Consider the following 19947-nt stretch of genomic DNA (forward strand, 5'->3'; position numbering starts at 1 on the left):
GCGCGGTCGCGAAGGCAGTCCAGCAGCAATCGAGGAGAGAAAATTGCGAGCCGTTTTCGTAGATGCCAACGACACTCTTTCTGCCGTCACCGAGCGGCTGCTCCGAGACGGCGATCCGCAGGTCGAGATCAATCGCCAGCCCGCCATCACGCCGCCGGAACTGCCGGCCGTTCTCGGCGATGCCGAGATCGCCATCGTCGACCACACCCACCTGCCGCTGGATATCGCGCTGGCCTGCAAGGCGCTGAAGCACGTCGTGTTCCTCGGCACCGGGCCGCGCAGCTACATGGATGTCGATGCGCTGGCCGAAAACGGCATCACGGTCCATATCGTCAAGGGCTATGGCGACACGGCCGTTGCCGAATGCGCCATTTCGCTGATGTGGGCCGCCGCCAAGGGCTTCGCCGGCATGGACCGTGCCATGCGCGCCGGCCAGTGGCTGCGCACCGACGGCGTGCAGCTGACCGGCAAGACGCTCGGCCTGATCGGCTTCGGGGGCATCGCCGCCGAGGTGGCGCGCATCGCGCTCGGCAGCGGCATGAAGGTCATCGCCTGGAACCGTTCGCCGAAAAGCTGGCCCGGCGTGGAATTTGCCGATCTCGACACGGTTCTGGCCCGCTCGGACGTGCTGTCCCTGCACCTGCTGCTGACGGACGAGACCAAGGGCATCATTTCCCGCGAGAAGATCGCCGCCATGAAGCCGGGCGTCATCCTCGTCAACACGGCGCGCGGCGCGCTGGTGGACGAGGACGCGATGGTCGAGGCGCTGCGCTCCGGCCATATCCGCCATGCGGGCCTCGACGTCTACACCATCGAGCCGATGCCGGCCGGCCATGTCCTGACCACGCTGGACAATGTGACGCTTTCGGCGCATTCGGCGTTCCGCACGCCGGAAGCCAGCGACAACCTGATCGGCACGGCGCTCGACCATTGCCGCCGCATCGCCGCAACCGGCAAGTGAGGTAAAACCATGAACGATATCGTCCGCATCGACCGCAACGCGCGGCGCGCCCGCGCCAGCGCCTTCAAGGATCTCGTGCTGCTGGCCGGCCAGGTGGCCGACGACAAGACCGCCGGCATCGAGGAGCAGACCCGGCAGGCGCTGGCCAAGGTCGACGCCCTGCTGGCCGAGGCCGGAACCGACAAGTCGCGCGTGCTTTCGGTGACGATCTGGCTTACATCCATGTCGGATTACGATGGCTTCAACGCGGTCTGGGACGGCTGGGTGGTTGCGGGTTCCGAACCCAGCCGCGCCTGTGCCAAGGTGGAGCTGGCCGATCCGGCCTACCGGGTCGAGCTGATCGTGACCGCCGTCCGCTAGGGCGTTTCCGCTTTTCTCCGGAAAGCGAAAACGTTCCGACTGTTTGTGTTTGTGCAGTTCCAGCAGAAGCGCTTCACATTCTTGCTGGAAATGCTCTCAAGGGGAAGAAACATGGATCAGGCTGCCTCTCCGTTTCGCCGTGCCACGCGCATCGGCGCCATCGGTGTATCGGAGATTCTGAAGATCGGCGCCCGTGCCGCGGCGCTCCGGCGCGAGGGGCGCCCGGTGATCGTGCTCGGCGCCGGCGAGCCGGATTTCGACACGCCGGAAAACGTCAAGGAGGCAGCGATCCGCGCCATCCGCGACGGCGAGACCAAATATACGATTCTGGATGGAACGCCGGCGATGAAGGCGGCGGTTTCGGAAAAGTTCCGCCGCGAGAACGGCTTGGCCTACGCCCCGGACGAGATCACCGTCGGCGCCGGGGCGAAGCAGATCCTCTACAACGCCTTCATGGCGACGCTGGATGCCGGCGACGAGGTCATTCTCGCCGCGCCCTACTGGACGTCCTATGCCGATATCGTGGCGATTTCCGGCGGCACCGCGGTGCCGGTCGTCTGCCGCGAGGAGAACGGCTTCCGGCTCGATCCGGCTGATCTGGAGGCGGCGATCACCCCGAAGACCCGCTGGCTGCTGCTCAATTCGCCGTCCAACCCCTCGGGTGCCGCCTATGGCGAGCAGGCGCTGCGCGCCATTCTCGCCGTCTTGAAGCGCCATCCGCATGTCTGGCTGATGATGGACGACATCTACGAGCATCTCGTCTATGACGGGATGGATTTCGTCACCGCCGTCCAGCTCGAACCGTCGCTGAAGGACCGCACGCTGACCGTCAACGGCGTCTCCAAGGCCTATGCCATGACCGGCTGGCGCATCGGCTATGCCGGCGGGCCGAAGGCGCTAATCGCGGCGATGGCCGTGGTCCAGAGCCAGAGCACCTCCAATCCCTGCTCCGTCAGCCAGGCCGCCGCCATCGAGGCGCTGACCGGGCCGCAGGACGTGCTGGCCGGTCGCCGCGCCGCCTTCGCCGCGCGCCGCGACCGCGTCGTCGCCGGTCTCAACGCCATCGAGGGCATCACCTGCCGCACGCCGGAGGGGGCCTTCTACACCTTTGCCAACTGCGCCGGCGTCATCGGCCGCCGGACGCCGCAGGGCGAAGCGATCGCCACCGACAGCGACTTCTGCCGCTACCTGCTCGATGCCGCCGATGTCGCCGTGGTGCCGGGAAGCTGCTTCGGGGTGGCGCCCTATTTCCGCATCTCCTATGCGGCGTCGATGGACAGCCTCGAAGAGGCGCTGGCGCGCATCGCCAAGGCCTGCGGGGCGCTGTCATGAGCCGTCATATCGCCGTCATCGGCTCCGGCGCCATCGGTTCCGTCAGCGCCATCGAACTGCTGCGGGCCGGCCATCGCGTCACCGTCATCGAGCCCGAAGCCGCCGGCGGCGAGCAGGCGGCGAGCTATGGAAACGCCGGCTGGCTGTCCTCGCACTCCGTCATTCCGCCGGCCGAGCCGGGCGTGTGGAAGAAGGTGCCGGGCTATATTCTCGATCCGCTCGGCCCGCTGGCCATCCGCTGGCCGCATCTGCCGAAATCCGCGCCCTGGCTGGTCCGCTACCTGCTGTCCGGCTGGACGGAGGCGCGCGTCGAGGCGACCGCGCAGGCGCTGCGCCCCCTGCTGAAGGACGCGCCGGCCCTGCACAAGGCGCTGGCTGCGGAGGCCGGCGTTCCGCATCTGGTCGCCGAAGGCGGCGTCCTCCACGTTTACCGGGACAGGTCGGTGTTCGATGCGGATTCCCTTGCGTGGAATATCCGCGCCCGCACCGGCATCGCGTGGCGCGAGCTTTCCGGCGAGGCGCTGCGGGCCGAGGACCCGGCACTGCCGGACCGCTACGGCTTTGCGGTGGCGGTCGACGAGGCCGGGCGCTGCCGCAATCCCGGCGCCTATGTCGCGGCCCTCGCGGCTCTCGCGAAAAGCCGCGGCGCGGTGGTGGAGCCGGCGCGGGCGATCGACTTCCGCTTCGACAACGAACGGCTGACGGGCGTGGTGACGGATCGCGGCATCGTCGATTGCGACGGCGCGGTGATCGCCGCCGGCGTCCATTCCGCCCCGCTGACGCGCCGGCTGGGCGATGCCCTGCCGCTGGAAAGCGAGCGCGGATACCACGTCATGCTGGAAGGCGTGCAGACCGGGATGAAGACCGCCTTCATGGCCTCCGACGCGAAGATGGTCGTGCAGCAGATGGAGCACGGGCTGCGCGCCGCCGGGCAGGTGGAAATCGCCTCGGTCGAGGCCTCGCCCGACTGGCGGCGGGCGGAGATCCTGCGCGGCCATCTGGCGAAGATGTTTCCCGGCGTCGATGTCTCGCAGGCCAAGCTCTGGCTCGGTCATCGTCCCTCCACGCCGGACGGCCGGCCCTGCATCGGCCTGTCGCGACGCTCACGCGATGTGGTCTATGCCTTCGGCCACGGCCATGTCGGCCTCGTCTCGTCCGCACGCACCGGGCGCGTGGTCGCGCAGCTCGTGGGCGGACAGGCCGCCGAAATTCCGATTGCGGGCCTCGACCCGCGCCGTTTCCTCTAAACTCCCGGAGCCTTTCCGTCCGTTTTTTTCGCATTTCCGGACGGAAAACCGCTTCACACTTTTCCTGGAAATGCTCCAAGAGGCTCTCATGGCTGACACATCCCGCATCGCCAAGGGCGGCAAGGCGCTTTACGGCGTTCCGCTCGGCATTCTCATGCTCGAAGCCCGTTTCCCCCGCATTCCCGGCGACATGGGCAATGGCACGACCTGGCCTTTCCCGGTGCTCTATCGCCTCGTGCGCGGCGCGAGCCCGGAAAAGGTGGTGCTGAAGGGCGCCTCCGGCCTGCTCGACGATTTCGTCGTCGCGGCGCGCGATCTGGTTTCGCAGGGTGCGGAAGCGATCACCACCAATTGCGGCTTCCTGGCGCTGTTCCAGAAGGAACTCGCCGCTGCGGTCGGCGTGCCGGTCGCGACCTCCTCGATGATGCAGGTCCCGTGGGTTCAGGCGACGCTGCCGCCGGGCAAGCGGGTGGGCATCGTCACCGTCAGCGCCTCGACGCTGACGCCGGCCCATCTCGAAGGCGCCGGCGTGCCGCTCGACACGCCGGTCGCGGGCACGGAGAACGGCAGGGAATTCTTCCGCGTGCTGATCAAGGCGGAGAAGGACGACATGGACGTCGATCTCGCCCGCGAGGACGTGGTGAACGCGGCGAAGGCGCTCGTGGCGAACAATCCCGATGTCGGCGCCATCGTTCTCGAATGCACCAACATGCCGCCCTACGCCGCCGCCGTCCAGGAGGCGACCGGCCTGCCGGTCTACGACATCTATTCGATGATCACCTGGTTCCACGCAGGGCTTCGCCCGCGCCGTTTCCAGGGCATCGACCGGTAACGAGGAGCGCCCTGCGGGCGCCCCTCGTGATCGATTGCGCCGCTGCGTTCAGTCGGTAATGCTCTCGCCATTCGCCAGGCGGTCTTCGATATAGAGGTCCAGCAGGCGCCTGCTGACCGGGCCGGGTGTGCCATCGCCGATTGTGTGCCCGTCTATCGAAACGACGGGCATGACGAAACTGGTCGCGGAGGTGATGAACGTTTCGGCAGCACCCTTTGCCTCTTCGGGTATGAAAGCCCGTTCCTCGGCGCGAAGGCCCGCCTTCCGGGCCAGATCGAGAATGGAGCCGCGGGTTATGCCGTGCAGCAGCGCGTTGGACAGATCCCGCGTCACCAGTGTCCCTTCCGGGGTGATCATGTGGAAGTTGGCCGAACTCGCCTCAGTGATGAAACCGTCTTCGACGAAAAGCACGTCGTCGAAACCATCGCGTGCCGCGTTGACCTTTGCCAGCGAGGAATACAGCAACTGCACGGTCTTGATCTGGCGGTTGGCCCAGCGGCCTTCAGGCGAGGTCTGCACGCTGATGCCGCTTTTCCATCTGGGATTGTCGAGAACCTGTTTCGCTTGCGTGAACATCACGAAGGTCGGGTGAAGGCCCTCGGGAAACAGAAAGTCCCGGTCTTGCGCTCCGCGGGAAATCTGGAGGTATATCAGCCCGTCCAAGAGGGCGTTGCGCCGGGCGATCTCCTTGTGCAGGGACAGCAGCTGGTTTTCCGAGACCGGCGCGGGAATGCCCAGCGCATCGAGCGAACGCCTCAGGCGGGCGGCATGGCCGGCAAAGTCCACGAGCTTGCCGCTGATGACGGCCGTCACCTCATATATGGCGTCCGCGAACAGGAAGCCGCGGTCGAAGACCGAGACTTTCGCCTCGTCCTCGGACAGCCATGCGCCGTTGAGATAAACCGTTCTGCTCATGTCCGCTCCTTTGGGGAATTGCAGCGTCTTCGATATGGTGTGGCGTTCTTCACGCCGTATGTCAGGCGCTTGTGGCATGGTGGGATGCGTTGATCAATCGGCCGAACTTATCGGAATATAAGCTGCCGCGTTTGCGGGCCGGTTCCGTCCGCCAAAACCGTCCCTCCGGGCGGCTTAGTATCAGGAAATCATATAATTCGATTATAATTATCGCGGCCAATTTATATTGCGACGCATCTAAGCCCATGAAACTATCTCCTGCCAAGAAAAGCCGAAAAGGCATACCCCCAGCAGGAGAACACAGATGAAGCGATTTTTCAGATCCGGCATTGCCGGACTAACCCTCTTATTGGCTTTTTCATCCGTGCAGGCGCAGGAGACGCTGAAAACCGCGCTTGACGGCACGTTCGCGCCGCATGCCATGCCGACCCTCGACGGCAAGGTCGAGGGTTTCAACGTCGATCTGGTCAATCTGATCGGAGAACGCCTCGGCAAGACGGTGGAAATCACCGCCGCGCAGTTTTCGGGCCTCATTCCCGCATTGCAGGCGAAGACCTACGATTTTCTGGCTGCGCCCGTCACGGTCAACGGCGAGCGCGCCGCCAACCTTCTGTTTACGGAAGGTTTCATGGATACCAATTTCGGCTTCGTCGTCGCGGCGGACGCCCCGGAATACGCGTCTCTCGACGACTTCAAGGGCAAGACCATTGCCGTCAACAAGGGCTCGGCCTATGACAGTTTCCTTCGCGAGAAGGAAGCCGAATACGGCTGGACGGTCGAAAGTTACGGCACCAATACCGATGCCGTGGCCGCGGTGCTCGCCGGACGGGCCGACGCGAACCTGGCGGGAGCGACCGTCGCCGCCTGGGCCGTGAAGCAGAACCGGCAACTCAAGCTGTCCTATGAATATCCCACAGGGCTGGTCTGGGCGCTGACTTTCCGCAAGGACGATGTGGAAGGCCGGAACCTCGTCGACCGGGCCATCGAGTGCCTCAAGATCGATGGTTCTCTGGCCGCTCTTTCGGAGAAATGGTTCGGCGTTGCGCCGGTTGCCGGTACGACCATCGTCACGCCCGCGAAGGGTTACGGCGTTCCCGGCTTCGAGGGGTATGTCGAGGACGACCATGCGCCCTCGTGTGAGCTGAAATGACAGCGTCTTCACGGCAGGGCGGACCATTCCGTCCCCGCCGTGACATTGGTGTCCCGGAGCCTGTCATGCACGACCGCCCCATGCTCGAAATCGTCTCGCTCGAGAAACGGTTCGGACAGAACACGATCCTGCGGGACGTGAATATCAAGGTTGCCAGGGGTGAGCTGGTGTTCATCATCGGCCCTTCCGGGTCCGGCAAGAGCACCATGCTCCGCTGTTGCAACCGCCTGGAGGAGCCGTCCGCTGGCGATATCATCGTCGATGGCCGCAACATCATGAGCGGCACCCGCCGCGATCTCGACCTGATGCGCCTGAAAGTCGGGATGGTCTTCCAGGGCTTTCATCTTTACCCGCATATGAGCGTGCTCGGGAACGTCACCCTGGCGCAGCGCAAGGCGCTCGGGCGCAGCCGCGCCGAAGCCGACGAACGCGCGCTGGACATGCTGGAGCGCGTCGGGCTCGCGCACAAGGCCGATGCCATGCCTTCGGAACTGTCCGGCGGCCAGCAGCAGCGCGTGGCGATCGCCCGCTCGCTGGCGCTCGACCCGCTGGTGATGCTTTTCGACGAGCCGACCTCGGCGCTGGACCCGGAACTGGTCGGGTCGGTTCTCAAGGTGATGAAGGACCTGAAGGAAAAGGGCATGACGATGCTTGTGGTCAGCCATGAAATGGGGTTTGCGCGCGAAACCGCCGACCGGGTGATTTTCATGGATGGCGGCGTCATTGTCGAGGAAGGCCGGCCGGAGCAGATTTTCGGCGCGCCGAAGGCCGAGCGCACCCGCGCGTTCCTGTCCCGCGTGCTGGAGTGAGGCGATGGAACGCTTCCTGGAGACGTTCTTCAATCCGGCCGTCATGCAGCGCTATCTGCCCGACATCATCGCGGGGGCGGGCGTTGCGTTGTGGATCTCGCTGGCCGTCGTCGTGGCGGGTATCGCGCTGGGCCTCGCCCTCGCCAGCCTGCGCACCTGCGGGTTCCGGAGCGCGAATTTCTTCATCATCTGCTTTGCCGACATATTCCGGGCGCTGCCGCCGCTGGTGGTGATCCTCATTCTCTATTTCGGCCTCCCGTCGGCGGGCATCAGGCTTTCCGGGCCGATGGTGCTGTTCATCGTGCTGGGGCTGACGCTGGCGGCCTTTGCGGAGGAAGCGTTCTGGGCGGGTTTTTCGGCAGTCGACAAGGGGCAGTGGGAGGCCGGATTGTCCACCGGGTTGGGGTTCGGCCGTACATTGGCATGGGTGGCTTTGCCGCAGGCGGTGCGCCTTGCCCTGCCGCCTCTGGTCAACCGGGTGCTGGCCATCACGAAGATGACGGCGCTCGGCTCGGTGATAGGCGTTTCGGAAATCCTGTCCACGGCCACGATGGCACAGAGCTTTTCCGGCAGCGCCACACCGCTGACGCTCGCTGCCATCGCCTATCTTGTCATTTTTCTGCCATTGGTCTTTGTCGCCAGGGCGGTCGAGAGCCGCCACTTCGCGCGGCAGGGCAGGTGAGCCATGCAGGCCCTTGTCGATCAGTTTTTCAACCTGACCATCATGGCGAAGACCATGCCGCTCATGCTGGCAGGTCTGTGGATGACGGCGAAACTGTGCGCCGCGGTCATCGTTCCGGGGCTCGTCGGCGGGCTTCTGCTGGCGCTCGGCAATCTCAGCCCGCGCCGCTGGCTGCGGATTCCCTGTATCGTGTTCACCGATATTTTCCGGGCCCTGCCGCCGCTGGTGCTGCTGATCTTCATCTATTCCGGCCTGCCTTTCGCGGGCGTCGCGATGTCGCCTTTCGCCGCAGTGGCGCTGGCTTTCCTGCTCAACAACTCTTCCTATTATGCCGAGGTCTACCGTTCCGGCATTCTCTCGGTGGCGAAGGGGCAGTGGGAGGCGGCGCGCTCCACGGGCCTGAACAGGACGCAGACGCTGACCCACGTGGTGCTGCCGCAGGCGGTGCGCAACGTGCTGCCCGATCTTCTGTCCAATACGATCGAGGTGGTGAAGCTCACCTCGCTCGCCTCCGTCGTCTCGCTTTCCGAACTGCTCTACAGCGCCGACATGGCGCGCTCCATTACCTACAACGCTTCGCCGCTGGTTCTGGCGGCGCTCATCTACCTTGCCCTGCTGTGGCCCGTGGTGCGGCTGGTCAGCCGCTTCCAGCGCCGGCTTGCGGCATGAGAATGAAAGACGAAAGGAAAAGACCATGACCAGAATGATCGTCGCCGGGGCGCAACTGGGCGCCATCCAGAAGGCGGACAACCGCGAGAGCGTCGTAGAACGCATGATCGAGCTGATGAACGAGGCCGCCGCGAAGGGCGCGACGATGATCGTCTATCCGGAGCTGGCGCTGACGACCTTTTTCCCGCGCTGGTACATGCCCGACCGGAACGAGGTGGACAGTTGGTTCGAGCATGAGATGCCGAACCGCGCCACGCAGCCGCTTTTCGAGCGCGCCCGCGATCTGGCGATGGCCATGACCTTCGGCTACGCCGAGCTGACACCCGACGGCCATCATTTCAACACCTCGATCCTGACGAACCGCAAGGGCGAGATCGTCGGCAAATACCGGAAGGTTCATCTGCCCGGCCATGACGAATACGATACCGGGCGCGCCTTCCAGCATCTGGAGAAGCGCTATTTCGAACCGGGCGATCTGGGCTTTCGCGTCTGGCGCAACGAAGGGGTGATCATGGGCATGGCGATCTGCAACGACCGCCGATGGCCGGAAACCTTCCGCTGCATGGGACTACAGGGCGTGGAACTCGTGACCATCGGCTACAACACGCCTTCGGTGAACAGCCAGATGAGCGCCGAGGGGCTGGAGAAGCGCCTGTTCCACTCCGATCTGTCGCTTCAGGCCGGGGCCTACCAGAATGCCACTTTCGTCGTCGGCGTGGCCAAGGCGGGCGTCGAGGACGGCCATCCGCTGATGGGCGGCTCGATCATCGTCGACCCGGACGGTTTCGTTCTGGCGCGCGCCGCAACCGAGGAGGACGAATTGATCGTCGCCGAGTGCGACTTCGAAAAATGCGCTTTCGGCAAATCGACGATCTTCGATTTCCAGCGTCACCGCCGCATCGAGCACTACGGTCGCATCACGTCGCAGACCGGTGCCATCGTGGAAGTCTGAAGCGAGGTCGTCATGTCGGATTTCGATACCGTCATCCATGACGGAACTGTTGTAACCGCCCATGAAACGGTCCGCGCCGATATCGGGATCCGGGGCGGCGTGATCGCGGCCATTGCCGGGCGGATTTCCGGCGGCGCGCGTCGCATCGATGCGGGCGGCCGTCTCGTGATGCCGGGCGGAATAGAAGGCCATTGCCATATCGCCCAGGAAAGTTCGACGGGCATCATGACCGCCGACGACTATTATTCCGGTTCGGTGTCGGCGGCGTTCGGGGGCAATTCCTGCTTCATTCCCTTCGCAGCCCAGCATCGGGGACAGACGATCGCCGATGTCGTCGCAACCTATGACGGGCGCGCGGCTGCGAATTCCGTGCTCGACTATTCGTACCATCTGATCATCTCCGATCCATCGCCCGCCGTGCTTGAGGAACTGCCCGGCGTGTTCGCGCGCGGTATCACCTCCTTCAAGGTGTTCATGACCTACGATCTGATGAACATCGGCGATGGCGGCATGCTCGACATTCTGACGGTGGCGAAGCGGCACGGCGCGCTGACGATGGTTCACGCCGAGAACAACGACATGGTGAAATGGATGAACCGGCGCTTTGTCGCCGCAGGCATGGAGGAACCGAAATATCATGCGTTGAGCCGCCCGGAACTGGCCGAGGAAGAGGCGATCAACCGCGCCGTGTCCCTGGCGAAGCTGGTCGATGCCGCGCTGTTCGTCGTGCATGTCTCGACCCGCGGCGGAGCGGAGATCGTGCGTCGCGAGAAGCTGGCCGGGACACGGCTTTTTGCCGAAACCTGCCCGCAATATCTGGCGTTCACCCGCGACGACCTGAACCGGCCCGGCATGGAGGGTGCAAAGTATATCTGCTCGCCGCCGCTTCGCGATCATGCAACGCAGGATGCGCTGTGGCAGCACATCCGTACCGGCACGTTCGAGAGCGTTTCGTCCGATCATGCTCCCTACCGCGCCGACGCCAGCGGGAAGTTTGTCAATGGCGACGATGCACCTTATCCGAAGATTGCCAACGGCATGCCGGGCATTGCCATGCGTCTGCCGTGGCTATTCTCCGAAGGGGTCGGCAAGGCGCGGATCACCCTGCCGGAGTTCGTGCGCCTTTCCAGCGCCAACGCCGCCCGCGTTTTCGGCCTGGAGCGCAAAGGAGCGATCCTGCCCGGCTACGACGCCGATATCGCCATATGGAATCCGGAGGAAAGGCGCCGCGTCACCCTTGCCGACCAGCATGACAACATGGACTATACGCCTTTCGAGGGCATGGATGTCACCGGTTGGCCGGAACTGGTGATGAACAACGGCCGCGTGGTCGTCGAAAAGGGTGTCCTGAAGGCAAGGCCGGGCGAGGGGCGCTTCATTGCCCGCAAGCCCGTCGATACCGGCGCCATGCCGGGGCATCGGGCCGTCGAATTCGACATCGCGGCGGCCTATGGCAGGGAGATCGCGCCATGACGCCCGGTCCGATACTCGTCATCAATCCCAACAGTTCGCAAGTGGTGACGGAGGGCTTGCGCAAGGCTCTGGCCGGGTTTTGCCACCCCGGCGGGCCGGAAATCGAATGCCTGACGATCACGCACGGTCCTCCGGGTGTCGTGACCCAGCGCGACGTGGACGAGGCCGGGCTGAACACTGCGGCGGTGATCGAGGCGCGACCGGATGCGGGTGCCTATGTGCTGGCCTGCTATTCGCAGCCGGGGCTCGACCTCGCCCGTTCGATCACCGGGCGCCCGGTCTACGGCATTCAGGATGCGGGTGTCCTGTCGGCGCTGGCCCTGGCCGATCTCTTCGGGGTCATCGCGGTGGCGCAAAGTTCCATTCCGAGGCATCTTCGCAACCTGCGCCGCCTTGGCGTCGACCATCGCCTGGCCGGTGAAGTGGCGCTCGAAGGCAATGTCAGCGTGGCCGACAGCGGGCATGGCGAAGACAGTTTCGCATTGCTCCTCGGGGCGGGAGAAAAGCTCAAGGCTATGGGCGCGGGCGCGATCGTGCTAGGCTGTGCCGGAATGTCGGGCCACCGCAAACGGCTTGAGGAGGTGCTCGGCGTGCAGGTCGTCGATCCGACGCAGGCGGCCGTTGCGATGGCGTTCGGCAAGCTGGTCTCAGAGGGATTATGAGCGAACAGGGTTCGTCCAGGCCGGACGTATCTCTCCGGCTGCTGGAGATTTTCGATGCCATCATGCGTTGCGAAACCACCGTGGAGGCGGCGGAGCAACTGGGCATTTCGCAGCCGGCCGTGTCCACCGGATTGCGGCAACTGGAGGCGCAGACGGGGGTGACGCTGTTCGAAAGGCTGCATCGCCGCCTGCAACCCACGGCGGAGGCCGTGGCGCTCTACGAAGATATCAAGCCGGTTTTCGGCCTGGTGCGGGGGTTTGCGACGCGGGCGCGCGACATCCGTCAGGGCATCTCGGGCCGGTTGCGCATCATGTCCACGCCGCCCCTCGGCCACACGGTCGCGCCGCTCGCCATGCGCCGGTTTCTGAAGGAACGCCCCGAGGTCTCCTTTGCCTACGACGTGAGGCGCCTGGAGCATGTCATTGAAGCCGTGCAGGGCGGTGCGGCGGATCTGGGCCTCGCCCTGGCGCTGGAGCGGCACCCGGCGGTCAATGTGGAAATTCTCGCCCGTACCCACATGGTGGCCTTGCTGCCTGCGGAAACCGAAGTCTCCGGCACGACGGTCGGTGCTCACTCCCTCTCCGGCAGCGATTTCATCGGGCTTGAAATGGAATCGCGGATGGGAACCCTGGTCCGCAACGCCTTCGACCGCGACAGCGCTCCCTATCATCCACGGGTCGAGGTTCGCTATTGTTCCACAGCGGCGGTTCTTGTCGCCGCCGGTATCGGCGCTGCTGTCGTCGACCCCTATACGGCGGCATTCCAGAACGGCTCGGCCGTGATCGAGCGGTCTTTTCTGCCGCCGATCGAGGTGACGGTTGCCATGCTGACCCGAAAAGGCGTGCCGCGCTCACGGCTTCTGCACGCCTTCATTTCGGAGATGAAGAAGGCTCTGGTCGATTTCGACGCGACCGGCCTGCAACGCAAAACCTGACCGCGGTCGGACAGCCCGATGGAATACCGGCCCTAAAGGCCAAGCCGCGCGAGATTGCGTTCGGTTCTGGCAACAAGCCGCTCAAGCTCATTCCAGTCGGTCCGGGAAAGCCGCGGTCCTGGCGCTCTGGTTGCGGCACTGGCAATCGCCCCTCGCTTCATGAGGATTGTCTTGCGCAGGGCAAGGCCGAAGCCCGGCTGTTGCTCGTGGCGCAGGATCGGCAGATAGGCATCGAAGAAGTCCTCGGCCTCATCCTTTCTGCCGGCGAGAAAGCGCTCGACCGTGCCCACCAGCGCCTCGGGATAGGCAAAGCCGGTCATGGCGCCATCGGCACCGCGCGCCATTTCCTGCGGCAGGTAGAGCGCCCCGTTGCCGCAGAGGATCGACATGCGCGGATAGCCATCCTTCTGCGAAGCGCGCACGGCGGAAATCTTCGCCAGGCCGGGGCAATCCTCGTGCTTCAGCATGACGATCTGCGGCCGGTCGCGGCTGAGTTCGATGATCGTCCGCGCGGAGACCGGCACGCCGGTGGCCTGTGGGAAATCCTGGAAGACGACCGGCACGTTCTCGCCAATTGCATCGCAGACCTGATGAAAGTAACCGACGACGCGATCTTCGCGGGCGGGGCCGCGCGTCGGCGCGACCATGACGCCCGCCGCCCCCATGTCCATAGCGGCGCGGGTGAGGCAGGCCAGATTGGCAATGCCGGCGTCGGACACGCCGACGACGACCGGAAGATCCCCGGCGCGTTTCATGAAGCGATCGAGAACGGCGTGGCGCTCTTCGGCCGAAAGCTTGTCGGCTTCGCCCATCATGCCGAGGATCGTCATGCCGTCGACGCCCTTTTCGACATAGAAGTCGACAAGGCGGTCGATGCTGTCGAAGTCGACGGAACCGTCGTCGGTAAATGGTGTCGCGGCGATGATGTAGACGCCGGAAGTCTGTCGGTCGATCAAGGTGGTCATGGTTTCCGCCTGCTGATTGTCGGGATGTCGATGGTGGTTATGCGCGTGCCGCGGGCAGGGCGAATGGCGCGACGGCGATCCCTTCGGCGGCCAATGCCTCGCGCAGCGCTCTGGCCATGTCCGCCGCGCCGGGCGTGTCGCCGTGGACGCACAGCGTCGCCGGCTCCACCGGCAGCTTCCTGCCGCCCGTTGTCGGGATGAACCCGTCCCTGACCATCGACAGGACCTGATCGACACTGCGGCGGGGATCGTGGATCACGGCGCCTGCAACCGACCGCGGGGTCAGCGTTCCCGCATCGGTGTAGGAGCGGTCGGCATAGATTTCGCAGGCCACGTTCAGCCCCGCCTTTTGCGCGGCCTTCATCGTCTCGGAATAGGGAAGGGTGATGAAGGTCAGGGAGGGATCGACGGCCTGGACGGCGCGTATGCACACCAGCGCCAGGTCCGGGTCTTCCGCCGCCATGTTCCCGAGCGCGCCGTGGGTCTTGACATGGGTGATCGGCCAGCCGAGCGCTTCCGCCATGCCGCGGATGGCCGCGATCTGGTAGATGAGCTGGGCTTCCAGATCCTCCGGCTTTTCGCCGGACACGCGCCGGCGGCCGAAACCGTAAAGATCCATGAAGGACGGATGCGCGCCGATGGCCACGCCGCGTTTCTTCGCCATCAGGATGGTGTCGCGCATCACCACCGGATCGCCGGCGTGGAAGCCGCAGGCGATGTTCGCCGTCGTCACCAGGTCGAGCATGGCCTCGTCGTCGCCGACGCTCCAGGCTCCGAAGCTTTCGCCCATGTCGCAATTCAGGTCTATGGTTGCCATCCGTTTGTCCTCCGCCTTCCGGTAAGGGGTTGATGAGCGGCCTGCCGTCAGCGCAGCGCCATGTCGCGGGGCAGGCGCGAAAGCACCTCGCAGCCGGTGTCGGTGACGATCACCGTTTCCGACACCCCGACCGTGAACTGGCCCCATGCGCGCAGCGTCACGGGGAGATGAAAGACCATGCCTTCCCTCAGCGGCGTGTCCGCGCCGGAGAACAGGCTGAGGATCGCGCCCTCGCCCCAGTCCGGCGCGAAGGCCACGCCCATCGAATAGCCCACGCGCTTGCGGAAGGCCTGCGTGTATCCGGCAGCGTCGATCACGCGCTGGGCGGCGTCATGCGCCGCTGAGCAGGGTGCTCCGGGACGGATGTCCGCAAGGGCGGCGTCGAGGGCGTCCAACGCGCAGCTCATCATGCCCCGCGCGTCGGCGGCGGGCGTGCCGATGAAGACGGACCGCATCAGCGCAGCGTGATAGCGGGCATGGCTGGCGGCCATTTCGAGGAAGATCGCATCGCCTTTCCGGAAGGTGCGCCGCCGCCAGGTCATGTGCGGCAGGCCGCTGCGCGGCCCCGAGGAAACCAGCGGCTCCATCGCGAAGGCTTCCGACCCCGCCTCGATGGCGGCGGCGATCATGGTGGCGGCGACCGTGTTCTCGCTTACGCCTTCGCGGCAGGCGGCGATGGCGGCGGCCAGTCCGGCGTCGGCATAGGCGGCGGCCTTGCGGATGCAGGCCAGTTCGGCGGCGGACTTGACCATTCTCAGGGGCGGCAGAAGCCCGGAGCCGTCCGGCAGGGGGCCGGCGCCCAGCCGCGCCTCGATTTCCGCTACCATCAGCGGCGACACGAACCAGCCAGCCTTTTCCATTGCCGGCCGGGCGATCGCAAGATCGGCAAGCAGGCGCACCAGCGCCTCCGCCGGATCGTCGCCGTCCCGCCAGATGCGAATGTCCGCAAGCCAGGTGGCGGCGAGGGCGCCCGCGAGTTCGAGCTGGCGCACGAGAAGCACGGGATCGCCTTCGGCTCTCACGACCAGCGCCTGAAACGCAAAGTAACCGGCTGTCTGCCGCCCCGTGAGCCAGTAGATGGTTTCCGGCGATGTGACGATCAGCGCCGCATGTCCGCTTGCGGCGATCGCCGCAGCGGCCGCGGCCTGCCGTCTCTTGAATTCTTCCGGCGAAAAGGCCGCTTCGCTACCGCGTTCGATCGTCTCGGTTCCTGTGAACATCGGATTCATGCTTTTTCAATGGGAAAGGCCTTGCGGGGGAGTCTTGCACCGCCGTCTGCCTGTCTGTCTGCGAAAGCGGCCGCCAGGGCACGGACGGCAAGCGCCAGATCCTTCTCGTCCATGCCTTCATCGGGATTGTGGCTGCCGTTCCAGTTGCGGATGAACAGCATGGTGCTGTCGAAGCCGGCCGCCGCGAAGGCCGCCGCATCGTGCCCGCCGCCCGAAAGCATCGTGCGCGGTTTCAGGTCGAGCGCTGCGCTCGCTTCACCGATGCGCCGGTTCAGGCCGGCCGAAAGCGAGGCGGGCCTGCTGCGCGATTGCGGCCCCATGTGGAAACGCACGCCGCGCCGTTCCTCGATCCCGGCGATTTCCCGTTGCAGGATCGCATCCATGCGTTCAAGCATGCCGTCCTCGCCGGAGCGGATGTCGATGCAGAACGCCAGACGTCCCGGCACCTTGGCGAAGGCGTGCTCGCTGCTGGCCGCATCGACGCGGCCGAACGTCACGGCGAGATCCCCGCCGTCGGCCAGAATCGCGTCCCAATGCCGGTCGAGCGCCGTCACCAGATCGGCGAAGGCGACGACCGCATCGGCCCGCGACGCCTTCGGCGCCCCGCCGGAATGCGCCCAGGTCCCCTCGATGCGGGCCTCGCGATAGCGCAGGCCGCCGCGAACGCCGCTAACCAGCGCGAACGGCTCTCCGGCATCGAAGAGAACCGGCCCCTGCTCGATATGGATTTCGATGAAGCTGGCCGTGGGGAGGCCCGGTCCTTCGAGAACCGCCCGGGGATCGCCACCCTCCAGGCGCATGTGGTGGGCCAGCGTCTCGCCCGTGTCCGAACGGCGCGCCTCCAACTCGGGCGCGCTCAGCCGGCCGAGCGCCGCGCGGGAGCCGATATAGGAAACCGGGAACCAGACGCTCTCCTCGGCGCGGGTGACAGTGACCACCAGATCGACGGGCGGCGTTTCGCCGCTCTCGACGAAATGCGCGGCGAGCGCCATCGCGCCCGCGACGCCCGCCTGCCCGTCATAGGCGCCGCCGTTGGCCACCGTGTCGAGATGCGAGCCGATATGGAGCGGCGGCGCGGCCCTGTCCCGGCCCGGCAGGCGGGCGAAGAGATTGGAAGCGGCGTCACGGCTCACCGTCATGCCGAGCCTTTCCGCCTCGCGGGCGACAACGGCGTGAGCCTGCGTTTCCAGCGGGCTGTAGGAGGGGCGCGTATAGCCGGGGCCGGGCAGGCTGATCCGGTTGACCTCCTCGATGATGCGGCCGATCGTATCTTCGACGGTCATGCGCTTTCTCCCTCATGCGGCGCGAAGTCCCCGACCGGCGCGTTGAGGGCGGTTGCCGGCGTCCGTCCCGAAAGCGCTGTCAGAACGTTGCGGGCGGCTCCGATGGCGGTTCTCTTCAGGGCTTCCTGCGTCGAGCCGCCGAGATGCGGCGTGAATATCACCCTGTCCGTCGCCGCCAGCGGTCCGCTGGGGGCGTCATGCGAGTAGACGTCGAGACCCGCGGCAGCGATCCGGCCCGTTTCGATGGCCCGTGCAAGGGCCGCCTCGTCGACGAGCCCGGCCCGCGCGGTGTTGACGAGGATGGCGCCCGGCTTGATGAGGGAAAGCGTGTGTTCGCCGATGAGGCCGCGTGTTTGCGGGCGCATCGGCGTGTGCAGCGATATCAGGTCGGCCTGCGCCAGCCCGTCCTCCAGCCGGTCCACCCGCTCGAATCCGTCGACCGAGGGTGCGCGCGGCGAATGCACGAGAACCCGCATGCCCAGCGCTGCCTCGAGCATCCGGGCAAGCCCCGCGCCGGTGGCGCCGAAGCCGACGATCAGCGCCGTCTTCCCGGAAAGCTCGCTGAAGACGTGGCGCTCGCGAAACCCTGTCTTGCCGTCCCGTTCGGCGCGGTCGGCCGAGGGAATGCTGCGTGCGGCGGCAAGCGCCAGCCCGAGCGCCAGTTCCGATACCGAGCGGGCGTTGAAGCCCGGCGAATTGCAGACCAGAACCCCTCTGGCGCTCGCCGCCTCCTTGTCGACCGCATCATGTCCCGCGCCGTGGACGACGACCACCTTCAGCGCGTCGGCGGCGGAGAAGAAGGCTTCGGGAAACCCCGCATCGCGTGTGATCGCCGCGGCGCAGCCCGGCAATAGCCTGCCGACGGTTTCGGCGCGCGCATCCGGGCAGATCACCGGCTCCACCCCACCTTCGCGCAGGAGCGAGAGGCCGTTTTCATGGACGGGTTGCAGAATGAGGCATTTCATGGGGCCCTCGTTTCCTTCCTGTGCCGCTTCCCGCCGCCGACCGGCTGCGACGGCGCAAGCGTTGCGACGATTTCTTCAAGCCTCCGGCGGGCCGCCAGAGCCAGTTCCTCGGCGTGGTCGGCCGTCACGCGCCGCCAAAGGAACGTTTGTCCTGTCGGCATCTGGGCGAGACGCGGGAAATCGGCCGAAATGACGGTTGCGATTTTCGGATAGCCTCCCGTCGTCTGGCTGTCAGCCATCAGGACGATGGCGCGGCCCGACAGGGGAACCTGGATGGAGCCCGCCCGCGTGCCGTCCGAGACGATGTCGTGCCCGTGAGCTGCCGTCAATTGCGGGCCTTCGAGGATCATCGCCATGCGGTCGCGCATCGGACCCGGCGCGAAGGGGCGGGAGAAGAACACGTGCAGCATGTCCGGCGTAAAATAATCGTCCTGCGGGCCGGGGACGACGCGCACGGGTGCGTCCGGGCGCGGCAGCACCGAGGTCATTTTCAGGGGGGAGCCATCGGGCTCCGGTCCGAGGGGCAGGCGGTCGCCATCGGCAAGGACACGCCCCTCCAGCCCCCCCATGCCGAAGCGAAGGTGCGTGGACCGGCTTCCCAGGACGACCGGAACCTCGATGCCGCCCGAGACCGCGATATAGCCCCAGGTCGCGCCCTTCAGCGGGTCGATCGTGACCTGTTCTCCCCGCCTGACCCGGTGGCTTTCCCACGGCCGCGCGGTTTTCCCGCCGATCGTCAGCGCGCATTCCCCGCCCGTCACGGCGACGAGGCAATCGCGGTCCACCGAGAAGCTTCCGCCCACCATCGCGTATTCGATGACCGCCGCGCCCTGCGCGTTGCCGACCAGGGCGTTGGCGATGGCGTAGGCCTGCTGGTCCACGGCGCCGGAGGACGATACGCCATGACGCAGCATGCCGTGTCGTCCGGCATCCTGGATCGTTGCGAGCATTCCCGCGCGGTGGATGGTGATTTCGCCGGTCACGTCGAAAGCTCTTCCATGCCCGTGGTCCTTCCGGCGGCGATGGCTTCGCGCAGTTCCCGCTCCTGCGCCGCGTCGATGGGGCGGAAGCGGATCGTGTCCCCGGCTTTCAGCAGAAACGGCTCCGCACGCAGCGGATCGTACAGGCGCACGGGCGTCTGGCCGAGGAAGCGCCAGCCGCTCGGCCCCGGCAGGGAATTGATATTGCCCTGCCTGCCGCCGATGCCGATGGCGCCGGCCTCGACCCGTTGGCGCGGCACGGAAAGGCGGGGTGTGTGAAGCCTTTCCGGAAGCCCGCCGAGATAGGCGAAACCGGGTGCGAAGCCGATCATGTAGACCCGGTAGAGCGCCGCGCAATGCAGGGCGATCAGGTCCTCGCCCGTCATGCCCTTCATCTCCGCCAGTGCCTCCAGATCCTGCCCGACCGGCCCGCCGTAGCGGACCGGAACGCTGAAGACGCGCGGGCGCGGCTGCCGCACCGTGCCGAGCGCCTTCAATCTGTCGAGGAGCTGGCCGGCGAGCGCACGGCCGCGCACGACGGCGGGATCGTAAATCACCATCAGCGAACGGTAGGTGGGCACGACTTCCCGAACGCCCTCGATGGGCGACGTTTCAATGTCCTGCGCGAAGGCGATGACGCGGGCGTTGGTCTGCGTATCGATCTCCCGCGACAGTTCGACCGTCAGTGCTCCGTCGCCGCATGGCAGTATGCGTGCCGTCATCGCTCCC

21 protein-coding genes are annotated in these 19947 nt (G+C 65.9%); 13 read left to right on the plus strand and 8 right to left on the minus strand.

Translation table 11 applies throughout. The annotated features are described in order from the left end of the window. Positions 1-43: 43 nt before the first annotated feature. From NOF55_RS14660 to NOF55_RS14680, 5 genes are all read left to right on the plus strand, one after another. The gene (locus NOF55_RS14660; protein ID WP_306412129.1) at positions 44-961 is read left to right on the plus strand and encodes an NAD(P)-dependent oxidoreductase; all 918 of its coding nucleotides are present in this window, start codon (positions 44-46) and stop codon (positions 959-961) included. 9 nt (positions 962-970) lie between these two features. After that, entirely contained in the window at positions 971-1321 is a 351-nt protein-coding gene (locus NOF55_RS14665; RefSeq protein WP_306412130.1) for a RidA family protein, read from the plus strand. Between the two features lie 111 nt (positions 1322-1432). Further along, the gene (locus NOF55_RS14670; RefSeq protein ID WP_306412131.1) at positions 1433-2653 is read left to right on the plus strand and encodes a pyridoxal phosphate-dependent aminotransferase; all 1221 of its coding nucleotides are present in this window, start codon (positions 1433-1435) and stop codon (positions 2651-2653) included. Next, entirely contained in the window at positions 2650-3900 is a 1251-nt protein-coding gene (locus NOF55_RS14675) for an NAD(P)/FAD-dependent oxidoreductase (protein WP_306412132.1), read from the plus strand. The genes NOF55_RS14670 and NOF55_RS14675 overlap by 4 nt, the downstream gene beginning before the upstream one ends. Positions 3901-3988: 88 nt before the next feature. Continuing rightward, a complete protein-coding gene (locus NOF55_RS14680) occupies positions 3989-4732 on the plus strand; it encodes an aspartate/glutamate racemase family protein (protein WP_306412133.1) in 744 nt (247 codons plus the stop codon). A 48-nt stretch (positions 4733-4780) separates the two neighbouring features. Here NOF55_RS14680 and NOF55_RS14685 read toward each other — a convergent pair whose 3' ends face one another. After that, the gene (locus NOF55_RS14685; RefSeq protein ID WP_306412134.1) at positions 4781-5647 is read right to left on the minus strand and encodes a D-amino-acid transaminase; all 867 of its coding nucleotides are present in this window, start codon (positions 5645-5647) and stop codon (positions 4781-4783) included. 349 nt (positions 5648-5996) lie between these two features. Between NOF55_RS14685 and NOF55_RS14690 the strand changes: the two genes are divergently transcribed. From NOF55_RS14690 to NOF55_RS14725, 8 genes are all read left to right on the plus strand, one after another. Next, positions 5997-6797, plus strand: coding sequence for a transporter substrate-binding domain-containing protein (locus NOF55_RS14690; RefSeq protein ID WP_306412135.1), 801 nt, complete (start codon positions 5997-5999; stop codon positions 6795-6797). Between the two features lie 65 nt (positions 6798-6862). After that, positions 6863-7606 carry an amino acid ABC transporter ATP-binding protein gene (locus tag NOF55_RS14695; RefSeq protein WP_306412136.1) on the plus strand — a complete coding sequence of 248 codons (744 nt, stop codon included), beginning with the start codon at positions 6863-6865 and terminating at the stop codon, positions 7604-7606. 4 nt (positions 7607-7610) lie between these two features. Beyond that, on the plus strand, positions 7611-8288 hold the full coding sequence (locus NOF55_RS14700; protein ID WP_306412137.1) for an amino acid ABC transporter permease: 678 nt from the start codon (positions 7611-7613) through the stop codon (positions 8286-8288). A gap of 3 nt (positions 8289-8291) precedes the next feature. Continuing rightward, a complete protein-coding gene (locus NOF55_RS14705; protein WP_306412138.1) occupies positions 8292-8957 on the plus strand; it encodes an amino acid ABC transporter permease in 666 nt (221 codons plus the stop codon). A gap of 25 nt (positions 8958-8982) precedes the next feature. Next, positions 8983-9909, plus strand: coding sequence for an N-carbamoyl-D-amino-acid hydrolase (locus NOF55_RS14710; RefSeq protein ID WP_306412139.1), 927 nt, complete (start codon positions 8983-8985; stop codon positions 9907-9909). Positions 9910-9921: 12 nt separating this feature from the next. Further along, positions 9922-11382, plus strand: a complete 1461-nt coding sequence (hydA, locus tag NOF55_RS14715) for a dihydropyrimidinase (RefSeq protein ID WP_306412140.1) — start codon at positions 9922-9924, stop codon at positions 11380-11382. Next, the gene (locus NOF55_RS14720) at positions 11379-12044 is read left to right on the plus strand and encodes an aspartate/glutamate racemase family protein (protein ID WP_306412141.1); all 666 of its coding nucleotides are present in this window, start codon (positions 11379-11381) and stop codon (positions 12042-12044) included. The genes hydA and NOF55_RS14720 overlap by 4 nt, the downstream gene beginning before the upstream one ends. Further along, positions 12041-12979 (plus strand): LysR family transcriptional regulator, encoded by a 939-nt coding sequence (locus tag NOF55_RS14725; protein ID WP_306412142.1) that lies wholly within the window; start codon positions 12041-12043, stop codon positions 12977-12979. The genes NOF55_RS14720 and NOF55_RS14725 overlap by 4 nt, the downstream gene beginning before the upstream one ends. A gap of 32 nt (positions 12980-13011) precedes the next feature. Here the strand turns inward: NOF55_RS14725 and NOF55_RS14730 are convergent, their stop codons facing one another. The 7 genes from NOF55_RS14730 to pxpB are packed head-to-tail and all read right to left on the minus strand — an operon-like array spanning position 13012 to position 19940. Continuing rightward, on the minus strand, positions 13012-13944 hold the full coding sequence (locus NOF55_RS14730) for a dihydrodipicolinate synthase family protein (RefSeq protein ID WP_306412143.1): 933 nt from the start codon (positions 13942-13944) through the stop codon (positions 13012-13014). 37 nt (positions 13945-13981) lie between these two features. Next, positions 13982-14761: a LamB/YcsF family protein gene (locus NOF55_RS14735; RefSeq protein ID WP_306412144.1), complete on the minus strand. Its 780-nt coding sequence runs from the start codon at positions 14759-14761 to the stop codon at positions 13982-13984. A 47-nt stretch (positions 14762-14808) separates the two neighbouring features. Beyond that, complete coding sequence (locus NOF55_RS14740; RefSeq protein WP_306412145.1) at positions 14809-15981, minus strand: M24 family metallopeptidase; 1173 nt, start codon at positions 15979-15981, stop codon at positions 14809-14811. Positions 15982-15986: 5 nt separating this feature from the next. After that, positions 15987-17273 carry a hydantoinase/carbamoylase family amidase gene (locus NOF55_RS14745; RefSeq protein WP_306412146.1) on the minus strand — a complete coding sequence of 429 codons (1287 nt, stop codon included), beginning with the start codon at positions 17271-17273 and terminating at the stop codon, positions 15987-15989. Beyond that, entirely contained in the window at positions 17270-18238 is a 969-nt protein-coding gene (locus tag NOF55_RS14750; protein ID WP_306412147.1) for an NAD(P)-dependent oxidoreductase, read from the minus strand. Before NOF55_RS14750 ends, NOF55_RS14745 begins: the two co-directional genes overlap by 4 nt. Beyond that, complete coding sequence (locus NOF55_RS14755) at positions 18235-19221, minus strand: 5-oxoprolinase subunit C family protein (protein WP_306412148.1); 987 nt, start codon at positions 19219-19221, stop codon at positions 18235-18237. Before NOF55_RS14755 ends, NOF55_RS14750 begins: the two co-directional genes overlap by 4 nt. Then, the gene (gene pxpB / locus NOF55_RS14760) at positions 19218-19940 is read right to left on the minus strand and encodes a 5-oxoprolinase subunit PxpB (protein ID WP_306412149.1); all 723 of its coding nucleotides are present in this window, start codon (positions 19938-19940) and stop codon (positions 19218-19220) included. Before pxpB ends, NOF55_RS14755 begins: the two co-directional genes overlap by 4 nt. Between the last annotated feature and the right edge of the window lie 7 nt (positions 19941-19947).

This window comes from Ectorhizobium quercum, assembly GCF_026552795.1.
Lineage (GTDB): Bacteria > Pseudomonadota > Alphaproteobacteria > Rhizobiales > Rhizobiaceae > Ectorhizobium > Ectorhizobium quercum.

What these genes read in the sequence shown, in the direction of transcription:
- NOF55_RS14750 (WP_306412147.1), bottom strand. Translation starts at nt 18,238, where the DNA reads ATGAAATGCCTCATTCTGCAACCCGTCCATGAAAACGGCCTCTCGCTC.
- pxpB (WP_306412149.1), bottom strand. Translation starts at nt 19,940, where the DNA reads ATGACGGCACGCATACTGCCATGCGGCGACGGAGCACTGACGGTCGAA.
- hydA (WP_306412140.1), top strand. Translation starts at nt 9,922, where the DNA reads ATGTCGGATTTCGATACCGTCATCCATGACGGAACTGTTGTAACCGCC.
- NOF55_RS14710 (WP_306412139.1), top strand. Translation starts at nt 8,983, where the DNA reads ATGACCAGAATGATCGTCGCCGGGGCGCAACTGGGCGCCATCCAGAAG.
- NOF55_RS14740 (WP_306412145.1), bottom strand. Translation starts at nt 15,981, where the DNA reads ATGTTCACAGGAACCGAGACGATCGAACGCGGTAGCGAAGCGGCCTTT.
- NOF55_RS14705 (WP_306412138.1), top strand. Translation starts at nt 8,292, where the DNA reads ATGCAGGCCCTTGTCGATCAGTTTTTCAACCTGACCATCATGGCGAAG.
- NOF55_RS14675 (WP_306412132.1), top strand. Translation starts at nt 2,650, where the DNA reads ATGAGCCGTCATATCGCCGTCATCGGCTCCGGCGCCATCGGTTCCGTC.
- NOF55_RS14695 (WP_306412136.1), top strand. Translation starts at nt 6,863, where the DNA reads ATGCACGACCGCCCCATGCTCGAAATCGTCTCGCTCGAGAAACGGTTC.
- NOF55_RS14735 (WP_306412144.1), bottom strand. Translation starts at nt 14,761, where the DNA reads ATGGCAACCATAGACCTGAATTGCGACATGGGCGAAAGCTTCGGAGCC.
- NOF55_RS14680 (WP_306412133.1), top strand. Translation starts at nt 3,989, where the DNA reads ATGGCTGACACATCCCGCATCGCCAAGGGCGGCAAGGCGCTTTACGGC.
- NOF55_RS14670 (WP_306412131.1), top strand. Translation starts at nt 1,433, where the DNA reads ATGGATCAGGCTGCCTCTCCGTTTCGCCGTGCCACGCGCATCGGCGCC.
- NOF55_RS14720 (WP_306412141.1), top strand. Translation starts at nt 11,379, where the DNA reads ATGACGCCCGGTCCGATACTCGTCATCAATCCCAACAGTTCGCAAGTG.
- NOF55_RS14745 (WP_306412146.1), bottom strand. Translation starts at nt 17,273, where the DNA reads ATGACCGTCGAAGATACGATCGGCCGCATCATCGAGGAGGTCAACCGG.
- NOF55_RS14725 (WP_306412142.1), top strand. Translation starts at nt 12,041, where the DNA reads ATGAGCGAACAGGGTTCGTCCAGGCCGGACGTATCTCTCCGGCTGCTG.
- NOF55_RS14700 (WP_306412137.1), top strand. Translation starts at nt 7,611, where the DNA reads ATGGAACGCTTCCTGGAGACGTTCTTCAATCCGGCCGTCATGCAGCGC.
- NOF55_RS14730 (WP_306412143.1), bottom strand. Translation starts at nt 13,944, where the DNA reads ATGACCACCTTGATCGACCGACAGACTTCCGGCGTCTACATCATCGCC.
- NOF55_RS14685 (WP_306412134.1), bottom strand. Translation starts at nt 5,647, where the DNA reads ATGAGCAGAACGGTTTATCTCAACGGCGCATGGCTGTCCGAGGACGAG.
- NOF55_RS14665 (WP_306412130.1), top strand. Translation starts at nt 971, where the DNA reads ATGAACGATATCGTCCGCATCGACCGCAACGCGCGGCGCGCCCGCGCC.